This is a genomic window from Kocuria sp. CPCC 204721 (genome assembly GCF_040980945.1).
In the GTDB taxonomy this organism is placed as follows: Bacteria; Actinomycetota; Actinomycetes; order Actinomycetales; family Micrococcaceae; genus Kocuria; species Kocuria marina.
Window position 1 is genome coordinate 110965 of the sequence record NZ_JAVKPO010000006.1, and the last position, 19614, is coordinate 130578.

Annotated in this window: 14 protein-coding genes; 10 read left to right on the forward strand and 4 right to left on the reverse strand. The window is 69.9% G+C overall.

Annotated elements, in window-relative coordinates; genetic code table 11:
* The first annotated feature begins 18 nt into the window (after nt 1-18).
* The 3 genes from RF637_RS07850 (at nt 19) to RF637_RS07860 (ending at nt 4004) form a co-directional block, all read left to right on the forward strand.
* On the forward strand, nt 19-1452 hold the full coding sequence (locus tag RF637_RS07850; RefSeq protein WP_144996822.1) for a DUF4192 family protein: 1434 nt from the start codon (nt 19-21) through the stop codon (nt 1450-1452).
* A gap of 207 nt (nt 1453-1659) precedes the next feature.
* Nucleotides 1660-3279 carry an RNA polymerase sigma factor gene (locus RF637_RS07855; RefSeq protein ID WP_144996820.1) on the forward strand — a complete coding sequence of 540 codons (1620 nt, stop codon included), beginning with the start codon at nt 1660-1662 and terminating at the stop codon, nt 3277-3279.
* Nucleotides 3279-4004 (forward strand): ubiquinone/menaquinone biosynthesis methyltransferase, encoded by a 726-nt coding sequence (locus RF637_RS07860; RefSeq protein WP_368844530.1) that lies wholly within the window; start codon nt 3279-3281, stop codon nt 4002-4004. Before RF637_RS07855 ends, RF637_RS07860 begins: the two co-directional genes overlap by 1 nt.
* 116 nt (nt 4005-4120) lie before the next feature.
* On the opposite strand, the gene RF637_RS07865 is transcribed toward RF637_RS07860, so the two are convergent.
* Nucleotides 4121-4321, reverse strand: a complete 201-nt coding sequence (locus RF637_RS07865) for a hypothetical protein (RefSeq protein ID WP_035961388.1) — start codon at nt 4319-4321, stop codon at nt 4121-4123.
* A gap of 228 nt (nt 4322-4549) precedes the next feature.
* Here RF637_RS07865 and RF637_RS07870 point away from each other — a divergent pair, with 228 nt between their 5' ends.
* Nucleotides 4550-6658 (forward strand): type IIA DNA topoisomerase subunit B, encoded by a 2109-nt coding sequence (locus RF637_RS07870; protein ID WP_064847256.1) that lies wholly within the window; start codon nt 4550-4552, stop codon nt 6656-6658.
* A gap of 163 nt (nt 6659-6821) precedes the next feature.
* On the opposite strand, the gene RF637_RS07875 is transcribed toward RF637_RS07870, so the two are convergent.
* Entirely contained in the window at nt 6822-9362 is a 2541-nt protein-coding gene (locus tag RF637_RS07875; protein ID WP_368835224.1) for a DNA topoisomerase (ATP-hydrolyzing) subunit A, read from the reverse strand.
* A 70-nt stretch (nt 9363-9432) separates the two neighbouring features.
* On the opposite strand from RF637_RS07875, the gene RF637_RS07880 reads away from it, so the two are divergent.
* From RF637_RS07880 to RF637_RS07895, 4 genes are all read left to right on the forward strand, one after another.
* The gene (locus RF637_RS07880) at nt 9433-12123 is read left to right on the forward strand and encodes a GNAT family N-acetyltransferase (protein WP_368844531.1); all 2691 of its coding nucleotides are present in this window, start codon (nt 9433-9435) and stop codon (nt 12121-12123) included.
* 18 nt (nt 12124-12141) lie between these two features.
* Nucleotides 12142-13722, forward strand: coding sequence for a serine/threonine-protein kinase (locus RF637_RS07885; RefSeq protein ID WP_368844532.1), 1581 nt, complete (start codon nt 12142-12144; stop codon nt 13720-13722).
* 88 nt (nt 13723-13810) lie between these two features.
* Nucleotides 13811-14521 (forward strand): DUF5998 family protein, encoded by a 711-nt coding sequence (locus RF637_RS07890; RefSeq protein ID WP_035961403.1) that lies wholly within the window; start codon nt 13811-13813, stop codon nt 14519-14521.
* Nucleotides 14522-14592: 71 nt separating this feature from the next.
* Complete coding sequence (locus RF637_RS07895) at nt 14593-15663, forward strand: alkaline phosphatase family protein (protein WP_368844545.1); 1071 nt, start codon at nt 14593-14595, stop codon at nt 15661-15663.
* A gap of 705 nt (nt 15664-16368) precedes the next feature.
* Here RF637_RS07895 and sepH read toward each other — a convergent pair.
* Nucleotides 16369-17796, reverse strand: coding sequence for a septation protein SepH (sepH, locus tag RF637_RS07900; protein WP_368844533.1), 1428 nt, complete (start codon nt 17794-17796; stop codon nt 16369-16371).
* A gap of 318 nt (nt 17797-18114) precedes the next feature.
* On the opposite strand from sepH, the gene RF637_RS07905 reads away from it, so the two are divergent.
* Nucleotides 18115-18414, forward strand: coding sequence for a DUF4193 domain-containing protein (locus RF637_RS07905; protein ID WP_368844534.1), 300 nt, complete (start codon nt 18115-18117; stop codon nt 18412-18414).
* 85 nt (nt 18415-18499) lie between these two features.
* Here the strand turns inward: RF637_RS07905 and RF637_RS07910 are convergent, their stop codons facing one another.
* Nucleotides 18500-19042, reverse strand: coding sequence for a DUF3093 domain-containing protein (locus RF637_RS07910; RefSeq protein ID WP_368844535.1), 543 nt, complete (start codon nt 19040-19042; stop codon nt 18500-18502).
* Between the two features lie 85 nt (nt 19043-19127).
* Here RF637_RS07910 and dut point away from each other — a divergent pair, with 85 nt between their 5' ends.
* Nucleotides 19128-19580, forward strand: coding sequence for a dUTP diphosphatase (gene dut / locus RF637_RS07915; protein WP_098054510.1), 453 nt, complete (start codon nt 19128-19130; stop codon nt 19578-19580).
* Nucleotides 19581-19614 lie beyond the last annotated feature (34 nt).

The following is a 19614-nucleotide window of genomic DNA, read 5'->3' on the forward strand; positions in this document are numbered from 1 at the left end:
GGTCGCCAGGGTGGCGTCATGACCATTTCCCATGAAGCCGCCGACACCGTTCGCATCCGCAGCACCGAGGACCTCCTCGCGCTGATCCCTCATCAGGTGGGTCGCCAGCCCCGTAACACCTCGGTGCTGTTCTTCCCCGTGGCCGACAGCAGCGCCCTGTGCCTGAGCATGAACTCACCCACCGTGGAGACCGATCCGTACGAGCTCGGTGCGGAGCTCGCCGAGGTCCTCGCGCGTGTGCGTCACTGCGGGGAGGTGGTCGTGACGGTGTACTCGGACCAGGCCCTCGAGGGCGGGGTGGATCGCGAGGCCGTGGCCGCGGCCCGGTGGGAGTGCGCCGTGGAACAGGCAGGACTCACCGTGTTACGCACCCTCGTGGTGGGTCCGCAGCACTGGTGGGACCTCGCGGAACCGGACCGGGCGTTGCCCGTCGAGCTGATCCGGGACAGCGCGGTCAACGCCCAGATGATCGCTCTGGGTAGCGCTGCCGAACCGGATGCGCCCGAGCACCACCCGCGGTGGCGGCACCGGTTCGCCCGGAGGGCACAGCATGTCACGCGTGCGTGGGAGCTACTGCGCACGGACGACGGCGATCCCGCACCTACGCGGACCACGGTGCCGGGTCCGACGCCGCCCACCATCTACCCCGATCCGCGGCATCCGTTGACGGCGTGGCACCGTGCGGTGCGTTGCGTCCAGGCGGACAGGCAGCACTGGGTGGATGCCGTCCTGGGTCTGTCGGACGGACATCTCGCGCTGCTGATCGAGGGGGTGCACGACGACCTCGTCCGGGACGCGCTGCTGTACGCGTGGTTGAGCGGGAGCACCGCTCGGGCCGCGGCGGCGCTCGCAGGGTTGCGGGCCGCCATGGTGCGACTGGGCGGCGGCATCGCGGGGTCCGAGCCCTCGCAGGACGAGATCGACGAGGCCCTGCGCTGCGTGGTCGCGGTGGCCGGGGAATGGGACGGCCCGCCGGACTGGGACACCCTGGACGGTGCGTACCGGGTGTTGCAGGTGCTGGACGGGATTCTGGGTGCGGGGCGCGACCCGCTCGCCGACCCTACCGAGATCGTGGCGGGCTCGCGGGAGTCGTTGGGTCCTCGAGACTTGTCGGATTCCCGGGAGACGTCGGGTGACCGAGAGCCGTCAAGTGACCCAAACCCCTCGAGTGACCGGCAACCCTTGACCGCGGCTGCCGCGAGCGTCGTGGCCACCTTGGCGCAGCTCGAGGTGTACCGGGGTCGCGCCCACACGGCGTCGCGGTTGCTCGCACGCTGCGCGAACCGGGAGGGTGCCGCGGGGTCCGAACGATCCGTGATGCCCGGCCGTTCCGCGGCGGCCGACGTGGCGCACCGGTTGCGGCACCAGCCCACGCCGTGGTGGTGCGTGGACCGAAGTACCGCGTGGCCGGGCCGGGGCATGTGGGAACGCGGTGCCTCGGACCAGGGGTGATGGGGGCACATCGCTAGAGGTAACGGGGGCGGGCGAAATTTTTTCATGGTGTGCGGGAACAAACTGCGAAGGGTCGGTGTTAGGGCGAATAAGGCCCTCAGAGTCTCGGCGGGACCCCGTGTCACCACGCCGGACTTGACAGGGTCATAGGTGTGTTGGCCGCTGATGCGGTGCGCACCCGTAGATCTGTCCAACGAAAGGTTCTCCGTGTCACCAGCTGCCAGCAAGACCGCGTCCGCTTCTCAGGCCTCCACGGCGCAGACGGACCCCGCTGAGACCACTTCTCAGGCAGGCACGGGCGGCGCTAGCACGAGTGGCGCTGCTAAGAAGCCCGCCGTGAAGAGGGCCGCCGCGGCCAAGAAGACTGTGGCGCGCAAGAGCACCGCCGCTAAGAAGAGCGCTTCCGCCACGCGGGGGACCGCCGCGGCGTCGTCGCAGACCACCGCTGCCACATCGGACGCGGCGGCGTCGAACGAGACAGACACCGCCGCGCCCGCGGCGAAGAAGACCGCCACCCGGAAGACCGCCGCCAAGAAGACGGCCGCGACCAAGACCGCGGCGACCAAGTCCACGACCCGCACCAAGACCACCGCGGACTCCGCGGAGGGCACCGCCAAGTCCACGGGCACCCGCAAGACCACCAAAACCGCCGCGAAGCCCGCCGCCAAGGCCCCCGCGGGCGGACGCGGTCGGAAGAAGGCGGATCCCGTCGAGGAGGCGCTCGCCGAGGACGAATTGGTGCCCGAGGACACCCCGGAGGACCTCGAGGACGAGGACACCCAGGAGTCCCAGCAGGCCTCAGTGGAGGAATCGGCCCCGCTCATGAAGGGCCGCCAGGACAAGAGTGCGCGCGGCTTCGTGCTGACCAACAACGACGACGACGACGCTCCCGCCCAGCAGGTGGTCGTCGCTGGTGCCACCGCGGACCCCGTCAAGGACTACCTCAAGCAGATCGGAAAGGTCGCGCTGCTCAACGCGGAGCAGGAGGTGGACCTGGCCCTGCGCATCGAGGCCGGGCTGTACGCCGAGCACAAGTTCGCGGACGAACAGGACTCCATGGACGCGGACACCCGCCGCGCCTACCGCTGGGTGATCCACGACGGCCGCCGCGCCAAGAACCACCTGCTCGAGGCCAACCTGCGCCTCGTGGTGTCCCTGGCCAAGCGCTACACGGGCCGCGGCATGCTGTTCCTGGACCTGATTCAGGAGGGCAACCTGGGCCTGATCCGCGCGGTCGAGAAGTTTGACTACACCAAGGGCTTCAAGTTCTCCACGTACGCCACGTGGTGGATCCGCCAGGCCATCACCCGCGCCATGGCGGACCAGGCCCGCACCATCCGCATCCCGGTGCACATGGTCGAGGTCATCAACAAGCTGGCCCGCGTGCAGCGCCAGATGCTGCAGGACCTGGGGCGCGAACCCACCCCGGAGGAGCTCGCCAACGAGCTCGACATGACCCCGGAGAAGGTCGTGGAGGTCCAGAAGTACGGTCGCGAGCCCATTTCGTTGCACACCCCGCTCGGTGAGGACGGTGACTCCGAGTTCGGCGACCTGATCGAGGACTCCGAGGCCGTGGTCCCCGCGGACGCCGTGTCCTTCACGCTGCTGCAGGAGCAGTTGCACTCGGTGCTGGACACGCTCTCCGAACGCGAGGCCGGCGTGGTGGCCATGCGCTTCGGGCTCACGGACGGTCAGCCCAAGACCCTGGACGAAATCGGGAAGGTCTACGGCGTCACCCGTGAGCGGATTCGCCAGATAGAGTCCAAGACCATGTCCAAGCTGCGTCACCCGTCCCGCTCCCAGGTGCTGCGGGACTACCTGGACTGATGTCCTCGGTGAACAAGAACGGTAAGCACTCCATGACCGAACGGGATACGACGGTCCAGGGCATCTTCGAGCGGATCACGGACTCCTACGACCGGATCAACACGCTGATGACCCTGGGTCGGCACGCCCAGTGGTGCCGCGAGGTGGCCCAGCGGGCGGCCGTGACGCCGGGCGGCCGGCTGCTGGACATCGCCACGGGCACGGGGGAGATCGCGCTGGCCGCGCGGCGTCGTGAACCCCGCGCCGAGATCACGGCGGTGGACTTCTCCGAGAACATGCTCGAGCGCGCCCGCACGAAGCCCGGCGCGGACGGCATCGCGTGGGAGTTCGCGGACGCCCACTCGCTGGAGTACGCGGACGAATCCTTCGACGCGGTGACCCACGGTTACCTGCTGCGCAACGTGAGCGACGTCCCGCGCGTACTCAGCGAACAGTTCCGTGTGCTCTCGCCTGGGGGGCGGGTGGTCGTCCTGGAGACGGCACCGCCCCGGGGGCTGCTCAAGCTCGCGGTCACCGCGGGGATGCGGATCGTGTTGCCCCTGTTGGGACGGGTGGTCGCCAAGGACAAGGACGCTTACTCCTACCTGGAGAGCTCCACCCTCGGATTCATGCAGCCCGCGCAGGTCGCGCAGCTCATGCGCGAAGCCGGCTTCACGGACGTGGACTTCGAGACCAAGTACCTGGGCACCAACGTGATCCTGTGGGGCCGCAAGCCCGGCCCGTGAGGGACACATGATGTAAAGGACACATGACAAGGAAGGCGCGCATCCGAGGATGCGCGCCTTCCTTCGTGTCCGGGCGTTCCGGCGGGGGACCGGAACGCCGCGGGTGGGCCTGTCGCTCAGGCGCCGATGTGCTGCGTCTCGTCCTGCCACGTGGCGGCCAACGGGCGCAGCTTCTCCTCGTTCGCACGAGCGTGGTGGGCGCAAAACAGCAGCTCGCCACCGGTGGATTCGAGGACCACGCGGACGTATGCCTGGGCACCGCAGGCGTCGCAACGGTGGGTCGCGTTAAGTTCACGCGCTTCGAGTGTCGCGTTCATGGGATCCTCCTCACGGGGTACGGAATGCGACGGCGCTCATCTGAGCCGCCGCACGGCCATCAGGGGTGTCACGCCCCGATCGCACGTACCAGTACAACCCACGCGCGCAGTCAATGCTTCCCACGAAGGCCCTGTTTCGCCCACCGCGCACAAACCCCGGGTGCCGACTACAGTGGGATGGTCCCGCACCGCCCGCGGGCCGCCCCCGAACCCCGGAGTAGCACCACCGTGACACCGTCCCGTTCCGAATACAACGCCCGCCACCTCTCCGTCCTGGAGGGCCTCGAGGCGGTACGCAAACGCCCGGGCATGTACATCGGCTCCACGGACTCGCGCGGTCTAATGCACTGCCTGTGGGAGATCATCGACAACTCCGTCGACGAGGCGCTCGCGGGGTACGGCCAGGACATCACGGTGATCCTGCACCGGGACGGGTGCGTGGAGGTCCACGACGACGGTCGCGGCATCCCCATCGACACCGAACCCCGCACGGGCCTCACGGGCGTGGAGGTCGTGTTCACCAAACTGCACGCCGGCGGCAAGTTCGGCGGCGGTTCGTACACGGCGTCGGGCGGGCTGCACGGCGTGGGTGCCTCGGTGGTCAATGCGTTGTCCGCGCGCCTGGACGTGCAGGTGGACCGTGGCGGCAAGACATACCAGATGTCGTTCAAGCGCGGTGAGCCCGGGACGTTCACGGACAAAGGGGCGCCGTCCCCGAGTGCACCGTTCGAGGCGTTCACGACCGACTCGCACCTGCAGGTCGTGGGCAGAGCCAAGCGCGGCGTCACCGGCACACGGATCCGCTACTGGGCCGACGATCAGATCTTCACCCCGGACGCGCGCTTCTCCACCGAGGAGCTCGTGCGCCGCGCCCGCCAGACCGCGTTCCTGATCCCCGGGCTGAAGATCACCGTGCAGGACGAACGCCGCCTGCCGGGTACACCGGGCGCGGACGGTCCCGTGGAGGAGGTCTTCCAGTACGACGGCGGGATCTCGGAGTTCGCGGAGTTCCTCGCCGCGGACGCGCCCGTCACCGACGTGTGGCGGCTGCAGGGGCAGGGCAGTTTCACCGAGCGGGTCCCCGTCCTCGACGAGTCCGGACACGCCCGGCTCACCGACGTCGATCGCACGTGCGAGGTGGACGTGGCCCTGCGCTGGGGCGTGGGGTACGACAGCACGGTGCGCTCGTTCGTCAACATCATCGCCACGCCCAAGGGTGGCACCCACTTAAGCGGTTTCGAGAATGCGCTGCTCAAGACCCTGCGCAAGCAGGTGGAGACCAACTCCCGCAAGCTCAAGGCGGGTAACGACAAGCTCGAGAAGGACGACGTCCTGGCCGGGCTCACCGCGGTGCTCACGGTCCGGTTGGCCGAACCCCAGTTCGAGGGGCAGACCAAGGAGGTGCTGGGCACCCCTGCGGTGCGCCAGATCGTCGCCAAGGTCGTGGAGGCGGAGCTCACCAAGCAGCTGACCTCCAAGAAGCGGGACGACAGGGCCCAGGCCGGTCAGCTGCTCGAGAAGGTCGTTGCGGAGATGAAGTCCCGGATCTCGGCCCGAGTGCACAAGGAGACCCAGCGGCGCAAGAACGCGCTCGAGACGTCGTCGATGCCCACGAAACTCGTGGAGTGCCGTTCCGCGGACGTGGACCGCTCGGAGCTGTTCATCGTGGAGGGTGACTCTGCGCTCGGCACCGCCCGGCTCGCCCGCAACTCCAACTACCAGGCGTTGTTGCCGATCCGCGGCAAGATCCTGAACGTGCAGAAGGCCTCGATCACGGACATGCTCGCGAACGCCGAGTGCGCGGCCCTGATCCAGGTAATCGGGGCCGGGTCGGGTCGCAGCTTCGACCTGGACGCCGCCCGCTACGGCAAGGTCATCATGATGACGGACGCGGACGTGGACGGCGCCCACATCCGCACCCTGTTGCTCACGCTCTTCTACCGCTACATGCGCCCGCTCGTGGAGGCCGGACGGGTCTACGCCGCGGTGCCCCCGCTGCACCGGGTGCAGATCGTCAACCCGGGCTCCAAGCCCAACGAGATGGTCTACACGTATTCGGAGCGCGAACTCGACACGCTGCTGGGCAGCCTCGAGGAGCAGGATCGCCGGTACAAGGAGCCCATCCAGCGCTACAAGGGCCTGGGGGAGATGGACGCCGATCAGCTCGCGGAGACCACGATGGACATCCGCCACCGTGTCCTGCGGCGCGTGCGCGTGTCCGACGCCGAGGCCGCCGAGCGCGCGTTCTCCCTGCTCATGGGCTCGCAGGTGGCCCCGCGCAAGGACTTCATCGTGGCCGGTGCCGCCCAGCTCAACCAGGAGCAGATCGACGCCTGAGCGCCTCAGGTGGTGTGCTCGGGCAGCGGCGCCGTCTCACGCGCCGGGCGGCGCGACGCCCCGGACGGTCGGTCGTCCGCGGGTGACGCCGCCGTCGCCCCGTGCGCGGGTCGGTCGCCGACCGTCGCCGATCCATCCTCCTCCGCGGCGCCCGGTCCGCGGGTCATTCGTCCTCCGCGGCTGACTCCCCATTCGTCGTGGTCCCCGGCACGGGGAGACCTCTGAGCGCGGGTCCCACGGCTGCGACCGCACGGTCGATGCCCACACCGGAACCGTCCCGGCGCCCATACTCCACGGGGAGCGATCGCGCGACGCCCGCCGCGGACACGGCCTTGCCCGGCCCGTGGCCGACCCACGCCAGGGTCAACCCGGTCTCACCCGCGAGTAGTCGCTGGGCCCGCACACCGGCGGTCGCGCGGCCCTTGGCGGGGAATTCCGAGAGCGGGGTGACCTTCACGGACGCCTCGCCCATCTCGGGCAGCTGACCGTCACTGCGGGCCTGGGTGACCACCACGGTGGACTCGCTCGGTGCCACCGCCCCGAAGAAGATCACGTGCTCGTCCGCCGCGAGTTTCATCCCGGCCACGCCACCGGCCGTTCGGCCCTGGGGGCGCACCGCGGATGCGGGGAAGTGCAGCAGCTTGGCGTCCGAGGAGACCAACACGAGTTCCGCGTCGACCGGCGCGGCACCCACACCCACCACCGAGTCCCCGTCCTTGAGCTTGATCGCGGGCCACTGGTCCAGGTTCAGCGGGTAGTCGGGGTTCACGCGTTTGACCACGCCGTCCGCGGTCCCAATCGCGAACACGGCATTGCTGGGCACGAGTCCCACGAGCGTCTCGTTCTTGTCCAGACCCAGGAAGTCCGCGGCGGGCACGCCGTCCGCGAGGCGGGGAACGCCGTCGAACTCCTGCAGCACGGGCACGTCCACGCACGAGACGCGCAGCATCCGGCCCGTGGACGTGATCGCGGCGATCTCCCCGCGCGCCGTCGAGGGCACCACGCTCGTCAGGGCGTCGTGCTTGAAGCGCCGCGAGCCGTCAGCGAGCGGGGTGCGCACGGCACTGCGGGCGATCCGCCCGGTCGTGGACAGGAACACCCAGCACGGGTCGTCGCTGATCTCGAGCGCCACGGACGGTGCCGCGTTCTTCTTCCCGCGCGCGTTCTCCGCGGTGACCGCGGGCAGGTCCTCGGCCTCGAGCAGCACGGTGCGCCGCTCGTCACCGAACTTCTCCGCGGTCTCGGTGAGCTCGTCCGCGACGACGCCGCGCAGCGCGGTCTCCGAGCCCAGGATTGCCTCGAGTTCGGCGATCTCCCGCTGCAGGGTGTCCCGCTCGGCCTCGAGCTCGATCCGGGAGAACTTGGTCAGCTGACGCAACCGCAGTTCCAGGATGTGCTCGGACTGCGCGCGGGAGAGGTCGAAGACCGCGATCAACCGGTCCCGGGCCTCGGCCGTCTCCTCGGAGGAACGGATGATCTGGATGACCTCGTCGATGTCGAGGATCGCGATCAGCAACCCCTCCACGAGGTGCAACCGGTTCTGCCGCTTGGCCAGGCGGAACGCGGTGCGCCGGCGCACCACACTGATCCGGTGGTCGCTGTAGACCCGCAACAGCTCGAGCAGCCCCATGGTGCGGGGCTGACCCTCCACGAGAGCCACGTTGTTGATCCCGAAGGACTCCTCGAGCGGTGTGTGCTTGTACAGCTGCGCGAGCACGGCCTGCGGGTTGAAACCGTTCTTGAGCTCGATGACCAGGCGCAGCCCGTTGGTGCGGTCGGTGAGGTCCACGACGTCCGAGATCCCGGCGAGCTTCTTGGCCTGGACCGCGTCCTTGATCTTCTCGGTGACCTTCTCGGGGCCCACCATGTACGGCAGCTCGGTCACCACGATGCCCTGCTTGCGGGGCGAGACCTGTTCCACGGAGACCGTGGCGCGCGTGCGGAACGAACCCCGCCCGGTGCGGTAGGCGTCCCGCACGCCCTCGAGGCCCACGATCCGACCGCCGGAGGGCAGGTCCGGACCGGGGATGAACCGCATGAGTTCCTCGAGCGTGGCCTCGGGGTTCAGGATGAGGTGCCGGGCCCCGGCCGCGACCTCACGCATGTTGTGCGGTGCCATGTTCGTGGCCATGCCCACCGCAATCCCGGTGGCCCCGTTGACGAGCAGGTTGGGGTACGCGGCCGGCAGCACCGCGGGCTGCTGGAACTGGTTGTCGTAGTTGGGCACGAAGTCCACGACGTCCTCGTCGAGGTCACCCGTGAGCGTGCGCGCGGCCGGGGCCATCCGGGCCTCCGTGTAGCGCGGGGCCGCCGGACCGTCGTCGAGCGACCCGAAGTTGCCGTGCCCGTCCACGAGTGGCACGCGCATCGCGAAGGACTGCGCCATGCGGACCATGGCGTCGTAGATCGCGGCGTCACCGTGGGGGTGCAGCTTGCCCATGACCTCGCCCACCACGCGCGCACTCTTGACGTGGCCGCGGTCCGGGCGCAGGCCCATCTGGTCCATCATGAACAGGATCCGCCGCTGCACGGGCTTGAGACCGTCCCGGGCGTCCGGCAGCGCGCGGGAGTAGATCACGGAGTAGGAGTACTCCAGGAAGCTCGTCTCCATCTCCTGCGTGACGTCCACGTCCACGATGTGCTCGGTGAAGTCCTTGGGCAGTTCGTCCTGGGGAGAACGCGTGGCTGAGCGGCGACGAGCCATCGAGGGGCAACTCCTTGAAATCAGGGCGTGCTCCTGTGACCGGAGCATGCGGTTGGCTACTCTGAAGTCTATGGGTACCACCGACGACGCCGCGCCGCAGCAGACCTACCCCGAGTACTGGGAGGCGGACGTCATCCTGCGCGACGGCGCCACCGCGCACCTGCGCCCCATCAGCCCCAAGGACCAGGACCTGCTCCAGGAGTTCCACTCCGGGCAGTCCGAGGACAGCATCTACCTGCGGTTCTTCTCCTACAAACCGACCCTGTCCCAGCGGGAACTGGACCGCTTCTCCACGGTGGACCACCGGGACCGCGTGTGCTTCGTGCTGATCCTGGGGGAGCGGATGATCGGTGTGGGCCGCTACGACCGCACCACGCAGCGCTCGGCGGAGGTCGCATTCATGATCTCCGATCACCACCAGGGGCGGGGAATCGGGTCCATCCTGTTGGAGCACCTGGCCGCCGCCGCCCGCGAGAACGGGATCGACCGCTTCACCGCGGAGGTGCTGCCCGAGAACCGCAAGATGCTCCACGTCTTCGTGGAGGCCGGTTACGACGTCTCCCGTCAGTTCGAGGACGGCGTGGTGGTCGTGGACTTCGACATCGACCCCACCGAGAAGTCGCTCGCGGTGATGGCCGCGCGCGAGCACCGCGCGGAGGCCCGGTCCATCACGGACCTGCTGACACCGGCCACCGTGGCGGTCGTGGGGGCGTCCGCGAACCGGGACCACGCGGGGTTCCACGCGGTCGAGGGCATCCTCACGGGCGGGTACACGGGCACGCTCTACGGCGTAGGTCATTCCCCGTACGAGCGTGACGGGCTGCACTTCGTCTCGTCCCTCGACGAGATCGAGGGCACCGTGGACCTCGCGGTGATCGCGGTGCCGCGCGAATCGGTGGAGGAGACCGTGACGCAGTGCGGCAGGGCGGGAGTGCGCGCCGTCGTCGTGATGACGGGCGGTTACGCCGAGGACGGTGCGGAGGGCGCGGCCGCCCAGCGCCGCCTGGTGCGGATCGCCCGCGCCGCGGGGATGCGCGTGGTGGGCCCAGCGAGCCTGGGTCTGTTCACGACCGATCCGGAGGTCTCGCTCAACGCGTCCGTTCTGCCCGAGTTGCCGCGCCGCGGAGGACTGGGACTGTTCTCCCAGTCCGGGGCGATCGGCACCATGCTCTACGGTGCCGCGCAGCGCCACGGCGTGGGGATGTCCAGCTACCTCTCGGCGGGGAACCGCGCGGACGTCTCCGGCAACGACCTCATGCAGTACTGGGAGGACGACCCCGCCACCACGGTGTGCGGTCTCTACCTGCAGTCGGTGGGCAACCCGCGCAAGTTCTCGCGCATTGCGCGCAGGCTCTCGCTGAGCAAGCCCGTGATCGTCGCGAAGTCCGAGGTCACCGGCCTGCGGCTCCCGCCGGGCCACACGGGCCGGGTCACCCAGGCCCCGACCGGCGCGCTCGACGCGATGTTTCGCCAGGCCGGGGTGATCCGTGCGACCACGGCCGAGCAGTTGCTCGACATCGCCGCGATCGCGGAGAGCCAGCCGCTGCCCGCCTCCCCGCGCGTGGCCGTGGTCTCGAACGCGCTCGCGCTCGCGCAGCTCGCCGAGGACACGGCCCTGCGCCTACGGCTCGACCCCGCCGTCGTGGACGGCACCGTGGACACCTCCAACGGGCCCGAGCGGGCGCACGAGGCCGTCCTGGACGCCGTGCGCGCTCAGCTCTCGTCGGATGCGGTCGACAGCGTCGTGCTCCTGCTCATGCCCGTGCGCGGCCTGGACACCGCGGCGCTCGCGAGCGACGTCGCCCGGGCCGCGCGCGACGCCGACCGAACGACCGTGGTCGTGTTCACGGGTCAGCACGGCCCCGAGGCCATGACCACGTCCGTGCACACCGCGGACGACGCCGCCCTGCCGTGCTTCGATTCGCCCGGCGCCGCCCTGAGCGCGCTCGCGAGCGTCGTGGACTACATGACATGGCGCTCGCAGGACCAGGGCGTGATGGTGTCGCCCGAGGAGTTCGATTCCGACGGCGTCGAGAAGTTCCTGGAACGGCTGCGCGAGAAGATCAGCGGGGACGCGCTCTACGAACTGGAGATCGCCGAGCGCAACGAGCTGCTGGGTCTCGCGGGGATCCGAGTGCTCGAGTCCGTGCGGTTCACGGACCCGGAGGCCGCGTACGCCGCCGCCGAACGGCTCGGCTACCCCGTGGCCCTGAAGTCCACGGACCCGTTCCTGCGCCACCGCCTGGACCTGGGTGGCGTGGTGCTCAACATCGCGAACGCGGACCAACTGGGTGCCGCGATCGAGACCATGAAGCGCACGCTCGCGAGCTGGAACGCGAGCGATTTCGAGGTGCAGTCCATGGCGCCCACGGGACAGACCGTGGTGGTGCGCGCCGCGGAGGACCCACTCATCGGTCCCGTCCTGTCCTTCGGGATGGCCGGGGACGCCGTGCACCTGCTGGACGACTGGGCCCACCGCGTGCCCCCGCTGACCGACCGGGACATCACCCGCATGGTGCGCGCGCCCAAGGCCGCGCGGAAACTGTTCGGCTACCAGGGCGTCCCACCCGTGGACACCACCGGATTGGAGCAGCTGATCAACCATGTGGCCTTTCTCAAGGACCGCTTCCCCGAGATCGCGTTCCTGGAACTGAACCCGGTCGTGCTCTCCGGATCCGTCGTCACGGTGCTCTCTGCCGCGGTCAAGATCGGGGACCCGGGACAACGCACGGACAGCGCCCGGCGCGCCATGCTGGGCTAGCACGGGACCGCGAACCGAGTGCGGGACACGATTGCCGGACGCTTCGAACTGCTGACACCCATCGCCGAGGGTGGCAGCGGGGCCGTGTGGCGAGCCCACGACCTGCGCCGGGGCAGGGAATGCGCGGCCAAGGTGTTGCGGCAGCGTGATTCGGCGGAGCTGTTGCGCTTCGTGCGGGAACAGTCCGTGGACCTCGAGCACCCGCACGTCGTGGCTCCGTACGGCTGGGCTGCGGAGGACGAACACGTGGCCATCGCCATGGAGCTCGTGTCCGGGGGCACCCTCGAGGCCGCGCTGCAGGACAACGGTCCCGTGGCGGACTGGCTCGCGGAGGAGCTGATGTGTCAGCTGCTCGAGGCACTGCGCTTCGTCCACGAGCACGGCTGGGTGCACCGGGACGTCAAGCCCGCCAACGTGCTGCTCGAACCTACGGGTTCGGGGACCCCCGTGGCCCGGCTCGCAGACTTCGGGATCGCCGTGCGCATGACCGATGCGCGCCTCACGCACGCCGGCACCGTGGTGGGTACCCCCGGGTACCTGCCGACCGAGGCGTACGCCCCGGGGAATCCGTCTCGCACCATGGACCTCTATGCCGCCGGGGTCACGGCGGTGCGCATGGTCCTGCCCGAGGTGGATCTCAGTGGCGACCCCTTGCGCCCGGAGGACGTGGCCCGCCTCGGCTTGTTCGGGGGTTCCCCGCTGTTACGCGCGGGCGTGGCCGGACTGCTCAGCATCGTGCCCGCAGAGCGCACGCGCGCCGCCGACCAGCTGCTCGCGAGTCTCACGGCCACGGCGGCCGCCCGCCGAGACCGGCCCAGCGAGACGGTGGATGGCGAGCCGTTCGAGGTCTTCGATGTCCTCGAACCCACCACGGAGCGTGAGCTGTCCCCGGTGCTCGACGCCGCGCGGTTACCTCCCGGGGCGGGCGGGACCACGGAGGCGCCCATCGCGTGGCACGCGGTGCACCGGAAGGTGATCGCCGGGGGTGAGCACCGGCCCATGGCCGAGCGCGGCGGTGACCGGTTGCGCCCCTTCGCCCCCGTGAAGGAGGTGACCGCTGCGCACGCGATCGGAACCGGTGCCGGGCAGGACACGACCGAGTGGCTGAACCCCGTGGAGGGCGCGCCCGCGATGCTCGAAAGGCACCCCGTGGGCACCTCGGGAGGGGCGAGCGCCCCGGACCGGTCCGAGGAGATCACGATCGTGGATCCTGCGGGCTTCATGGGCGTGAACCCCGCCGGTATCACTGCCGTGGGTACCGCAACCGGTCTGGCTGCCAGAGGGCGAGAAGCGGACACGGGAGCCGGCGGCGTCGTGGACCCGGGTGGCACGGCGGACGAACGGGAGCCGCACTCTCGGCGAGCGGTCCGCTGGCCGTGGTGGGTCCTAGCGCTCACGCTCGCGCTCCTGGCCCTCGCCGCGGGGTACCTGTGGCTCGGCCCCGTGCTGGTGCAGTGGGGCGGTGATCCGTCACCGGCGCAGACACCGGCCCCCACCATCTCTCCCACGAGGGACCCGGAACCGGCGCCCACCACGGACGTGACCCCGATCTGTTCGAAGCTCGAGGACGGCACGGTTTCGTGCGTGGTGGCCCCGTGAGGCGCCGGGCGGCGGAGGGTTGCGCCGTGTGCCGGACCGCGAAGGGTCGCAATGTGCCCCGGGCGGCGCGGTGGAGGACAATGGCGCCATGACATACTCAGCACCCGATGGATCGCGCCTGGTCCAGGACATCGAGAAGGCGGGTTTCTATCCGCAACTGGTCACGGACGTGGTCATGGACTCCCTGGACGGGCGGCGCCCGGTGTCCCACCTGGTGCAGTTGGAAACCCATTTCACCAACACGGAGTTGCACCGGCACATCACGGCCCTCGTGCTCGCGGAGGACGTCCTGCACATCACGCACGTGGACGACCAACAGTATGACGAGAACGGTTCGGACACCGTGGCTCGGGTCTCGTCCGAGACCGTGCCGATCTCCCAGATCCGCTCGGTCACGCTGAGTTACGCGTACCACCAGCCGCAGAACTACGTCCCGGGCACCGCGATCATGGAGCTGAACCTGGCCGTGAGCTGGACCGGGACCCAACAGCTCGAGCTGTATCCCGCGATGTGCGAGGACCCCGAGTGCCAGGCGGACCACGGTTACACGGGCACTGCCGCGAGCGAGGACGTGGTCATGCGCATCAGCTCCGAGGCGGACGGGCAGGAGGCCGTGGAGGGCGCTCGCGAGTTCGCGCGCACGCTGCGCCGGGCCAATGTGGCACCGCTTACGGATTCCGGTGCGCAGATCGCGCAGTCCCCGCCGCAGCACCCCACCGCGGCCCGTCCCGAACCACCGGCACCGCGACCGCGGTTCGGTCATCGGTTCAACGGCCGCGATTCGGGGCGCAACGCGTGAATGTGGAGGATCCCGCTGCCCCGGAGCTGCCGCGTGCGCCGCGCTACGGTTCGCACAGCGTCGCGGAGGTCATGGGTTCCGCGGCCGCGGCCCTGGGCGTCCCCGGTTTCCGCAACGCCCTCAGCTTGCCGTCCGCCCAACGCTATGTGGTGGTGCTCGTGGACGGTCTCGGCTCGCGCTTGCTGAGGGAGACGGCGAGCTACGCGCCCACCCTGCGCGCGGCCCAGTCACTCGGTGAGCTCGATGCCGCGTTCCCCACGACCACGTCCGTCTCGCTCTCGTGCCTGGGCACCGGAGCCACACCGGGGCGTCACGGCATGCTCGGCTACGACGTCGTGGACCCCGCCTCCGACCGCGTGGTCAATATGCTCGGCAACTGGCCCTCGGACGTGGACCCGCTTGCCTGGCAACCCGAGCCCACGGTCCTGGAGCGCGCCGCGCAGCACGCGGACGCCGTGACGGTGAGCTCACCACGCTTCGAGTCCTCCGCCCTTACGAGGGCCGTGCTGCGTGGTGGCCGTTTCGTGGGCGCCCACGGTGTGTACGCCCGCACCGCGAGCACCCTCGAGCAACTACGGGAGGGCAGGCGCGGGCTCGTGTACTTCTACTGGGACGAGCTGGACAAGACCGGTCACAAAGCGGGGTGGCGCTCGGACGACTGGTTACGCTCCCTCGAGGAACTTGATTCCGCGCTTAAGCGGCTCGTGACCAAATTGCCCGCCAACACCCGGGTGATCCTCACCGCGGACCATGGCATGGTGGACGTGGCCCCCGAGCACCGCGTGGACTACAGTGCGGTCCCCGAGCTCATGGCCGGGGTGCGGCTCACCGCGGGTGAGCCCCGGGCGGTGCAACTGCACACGGACGCGGACACCGATCCGGAAGAACTGGCAAGCCGTTGGAGCGCGCACTACGGGGACGTCGTGTGGGTGGCCACCAAGCAGCACCTTGCCGCGCACGGGTACTTCGGCCCCGAACCGGATCAAGGATTGCTCGAACGAGCAGGCGACGTGTGGGTGCTGGCCCGCGAGGACATCGCCCTGTACGACGTCTCCCGACAAGGAACCCGGCCCCTGGCTATGGTGGGCCAGCACGGGTCGCTCACCGACCAGGAGAGGCTTGTCCCTTCCCTGGTGTGGTGATCGGCGCGGGCTTAGTCTCCTTCTGCGTGGGGTCCGGATCGGCGGTCGGCGCCGCCGGCCGCGTGGGCGCCGGTGGTTGGGGCGGCCGAGGTGCGCGGGTCGGTTCCGGTGCCTGGCTCTTCGTGGGCTCGGGCGTAGCCGTGGACGGAACGGGCCGAGGGGTGCTCGTGGGCGCCGGGGGTACCGGCGCGACGGGCGGTGCGGGAGCGACCGGGGGTGCGGGAACCACGGGGGGCGGAACGGGCACGTAGTACTGCTCCGCGGGCCTCGAGGGCGGGACCAACGGCGTGATCTGCGGCGACGGCGTCGGAGATACGCTCGGGGTGGCGCTCGGCGTGGGGGAGGGGGTCACGGTGGGGGACTCGGTCGCGAAGTTCGCGGGGTCGTCGTCGGACGAACCCGACAAACCGGTGAAGGCCACGGCCCCCACACCCACCAGGACGAGCAGGGCCGCACCACCGAGCGTGACGGGGGCCATGTATCGCCGGACACCCGAGCGGGCCGGAGTCGCGGTGCCTTCGGGGGATTGAGTGTCCTCACCGAATAAATCGTCCTGGATGGAGTTACCCATGCAAAAATTCCCTCGAGATCGCCCGTGCGTGTCCACGACCGGACCGTGTTCTCCCCGGGCCCGGTGCGTTCACGTGACTTTACCGCGTGCCGGCTTCCCCGCGCATAACCGCTCGTGAGAGCGCAGCGCCGACGTCAGGACCGGTTGGCCCCGAAGACGATGTCGTCCCAGCTCGGCACGGAAGACCGCTTGGCCTTGGGGGTGCGACCCCGCGGGCCCGGGGCGGGACGGTCGCTCGATCCCGATTCGTCCGTGGTGTCCGCATCCCCGGAACGGGCCGGTTCGTCGGTGTCCTGCGCAGCGGGCTCGTCCTCGTCCGCCACGTCCGTGGCTGTGCCGGAGGCGTCGACGGCGAACGCGCTATCCGACGTGGTGTCGCGCGCTTCGGTCTCCGTGGCCGCGTGTTCGTCCTCACCGGAGTTCTCCGACCCGGGGTCCTCAGGCGCGGAATCCTCGGAAATGCAATCCGCAGGCTGGTGGTCCGTGACGGCGGAGGGGACGTTCTCGTTCCGGGAGGCTGCGGGGGAGTCGTCGTACGAGCCCTTCCCGAACGGCACGGCGGGGGCAGCTGCGTTCCGGGAGGGGGTGGCGTCGTCGTGTTCGAGGGGGGTCGAATCGTCGACGATCTCGATCCCGTCGTCCTGGGCGAGTGCCTGGGCCTCGGCGACCTGCGAGGCGGCCGGCTGGATGGGCCGGTCGAACACCGTGGAATCCTCCGGGGCGTCGATGGGGCGCGGGCGCTGGTCCACCTGACCCATGCCGCGGCCGAGGATCTCCGCGAGCCGGTCGTCGCCCGCCTCGTCCGAGCCGATTCGCCGTCCGCGGCGCGACTGCAGGACGTCGAGCAGGTCGTCCGCCTGGCTCGCCTCGTGCTGCAACTGCCGCAATGTCGCGGTGGGTGCGGGGGGCAGCGCGTGGGCGGCCGCGCCGAGCGGGCCGGTCTCCTGGTGCTCCTGACCCAGCGCGTGCGCCCAGTCGTTCTCCGGACGCACGGTCCGGTTCGCGGGGTTGTAACTCCACTGCGCGGGACCCGGGATGTCCGGGGCGTCCTGCGAGGCGTCCTCCGCGGAGAAGCTCAGCTGCACGGTCCACAACTGGTCCTCGCGCAACCACGCGTCCCAGTCGAAGGACGAGCGGTCCACCCCGAGCTCGGCGGCACGCTCGTCCACGGTCTCGCGCAGGCTGCGGGGCTCGCCCTCGAACACGGAGCGGTAGCCCTCGTGGGAGGGGTTGGTTCCGGAGACCGTGACCCGGCATGCCTCGGCGACCACGTGGGAGCGTTCGGCCAGGATGGGCCATTCGTACCGCTTGACGCGTTCGGCCTCCCACCCGGACTCGGCCACGACGTCCTCGACGCTCGCGCCGGCGCGGAAGCGGGCCTGGATGTCACGCGGGCCGAAGGACCCTCCGCCGCGCCCATGAGAGGGGGGCTTGCGGCGCGCGTGCTGGATCGTCTGACGCAATTGCTGGTCGATCTTCAGCCGGTAGCGGGTCGAATCGGGGGTCTCCACGATGAGGTGCTCACCGTCGTCGTGCACTCCTACCAGGCGCAACTGCTCCATGCTGTCCTTCCCTCGCCGTTGGGGGCACCACGCGATCCGGGGTGCGCTCGGCGCGCTCGTAGCGTCAGTGTAGTGGCACGCCCGGGCGCCGTCCGGGACCGGCGGGACGGCCACCCGCACGGGCACCGCGTGTGTCATCCGGACGAGCGGATCCACCGCCCGAGGTGGAAATCTTGCTCTGCGAGAAAACCTCGGCGTCGCCACTGGCTTTTTCCGCGCCCATGGTGAACAATCTACGCGACACGGCCCGGGGGTAGAGCCCTCGGGAGGTGTTTTTCGCAGGGATTTTCGTGAAGACCGGTTGGAGCGGATAGACACATGGCCACAGACTACGACGCACCGCGTAAGCAGGACGAAGACCTCAAGGAAGACTCCATCGAGGAGCTCCAGTCCCGGCGGTCGGACCAACAGTCCGGGAGCGTTGACGAGGACGAGGCCACCGCGGCGGAGAGCTTCGAACTCCCCGGCGCGGACCTCTCCAACGAGGAACTGTCCGTCGTGGTGCTCCCGGCCCAGGACGACGAGTTCACGTGTGGCTCGTGCTTCCTGGTGCGCCACCGTTCGCAGCTCGCCGCGGAGCGCGATGGCGTGAAGTACTGCCACGAGTGCCTGGGCTGAGCCCCGGGTCCACGACCGCATGACGACGGGCGCTCACCCTCGGGTGAGCGCCCGTCGTCTTTCTGCTCGCCCGTGATCGTGCTCGTTAGGCCCGGTTGCCCGCCGAGCGGGAGCCCGCATTGATCGCCTCGGCCAACCGCTCGGGGTGGCGGGTCGCGGTGAGCCAGTACGGGGTGGGGTCCACCGGGTCCACGATCTCGATCCGGCACAGGTCCGGCATCGACACACGGAAGTTCATGAAGGCGCGCCCGTCCAGGTCGGGTCCGCGCGCAGCACGCGCCTCGGCGCCGACCAGCGGACGAGCATCGCCCACGTACTGCCGTTCGATGTACGCCCGGCCCACGCGCAGGTCCTGGTCGGTGACCACGATGCTCGGCGCCCCCAGGTGCAGCACGAGCCCGATCACGACCATCAGCACCACGGCGACGATCACGCCCACGGTGATGCTGATGGGTGCCACGGCCACGAATCCGGCCGCGCCCACGAAGACCACGATGAGCCATACCCACCACGCGACGATCAGCTTCTCCTCGTACTGCACGTCCGCTCGGACGTTCTCCTGGGCCTGGGACGGGTGCTCTGCGGGTGAGGACGCCGCGGCCGCCCCGAAATCTGGGTGGGAACTCATGCCCCCACCTTGACACATTCCCCCTGGACGCCGCCCGCGTCCGCGCCGTCAGGCCCGCGCGTTACAGTGGGGCATTGTGACCGAAATGAGCGAGTCGGCCGCGGTGACCGTGGCCCTGCACCTGTTGGACCCGGACCTGCCCGCCCCCGCCTATGCACGTCCCGGTGACGCCGGGGCGGACCTGCGCGCCCGCCACGACGTCGAACTCGGCCCGGGTCGGCGCGCGCTCGTGGACACAGGGGTGGCACTCGCGATCCCCGCGGGGTACGTGGGTCTCGTGCACCCGCGCTCCGGGCTCGCGGCCAAGCATGGGCTGACCGTGGTCAATGCACCGGGCACCGTGGACAGCGGCTACCGTGGCGAACTCAAGGTGTGCCTGCTCAACACGGATCCGCATGAGAGCTATACGGTGCGCCGCGGTGAGCGGATCGCCCAGCTCGTGATCCAGGAAGTGGTCACCGCCCGCTTCGAGCTCACCACCGAACTCCCCGACAGCGAGCGCGGTGCGAGCGGATTCGGGTCCACGGGGGCCCGCTGATCGCCGGCCCTCGCCCCCCGCAGATTCCCCACCC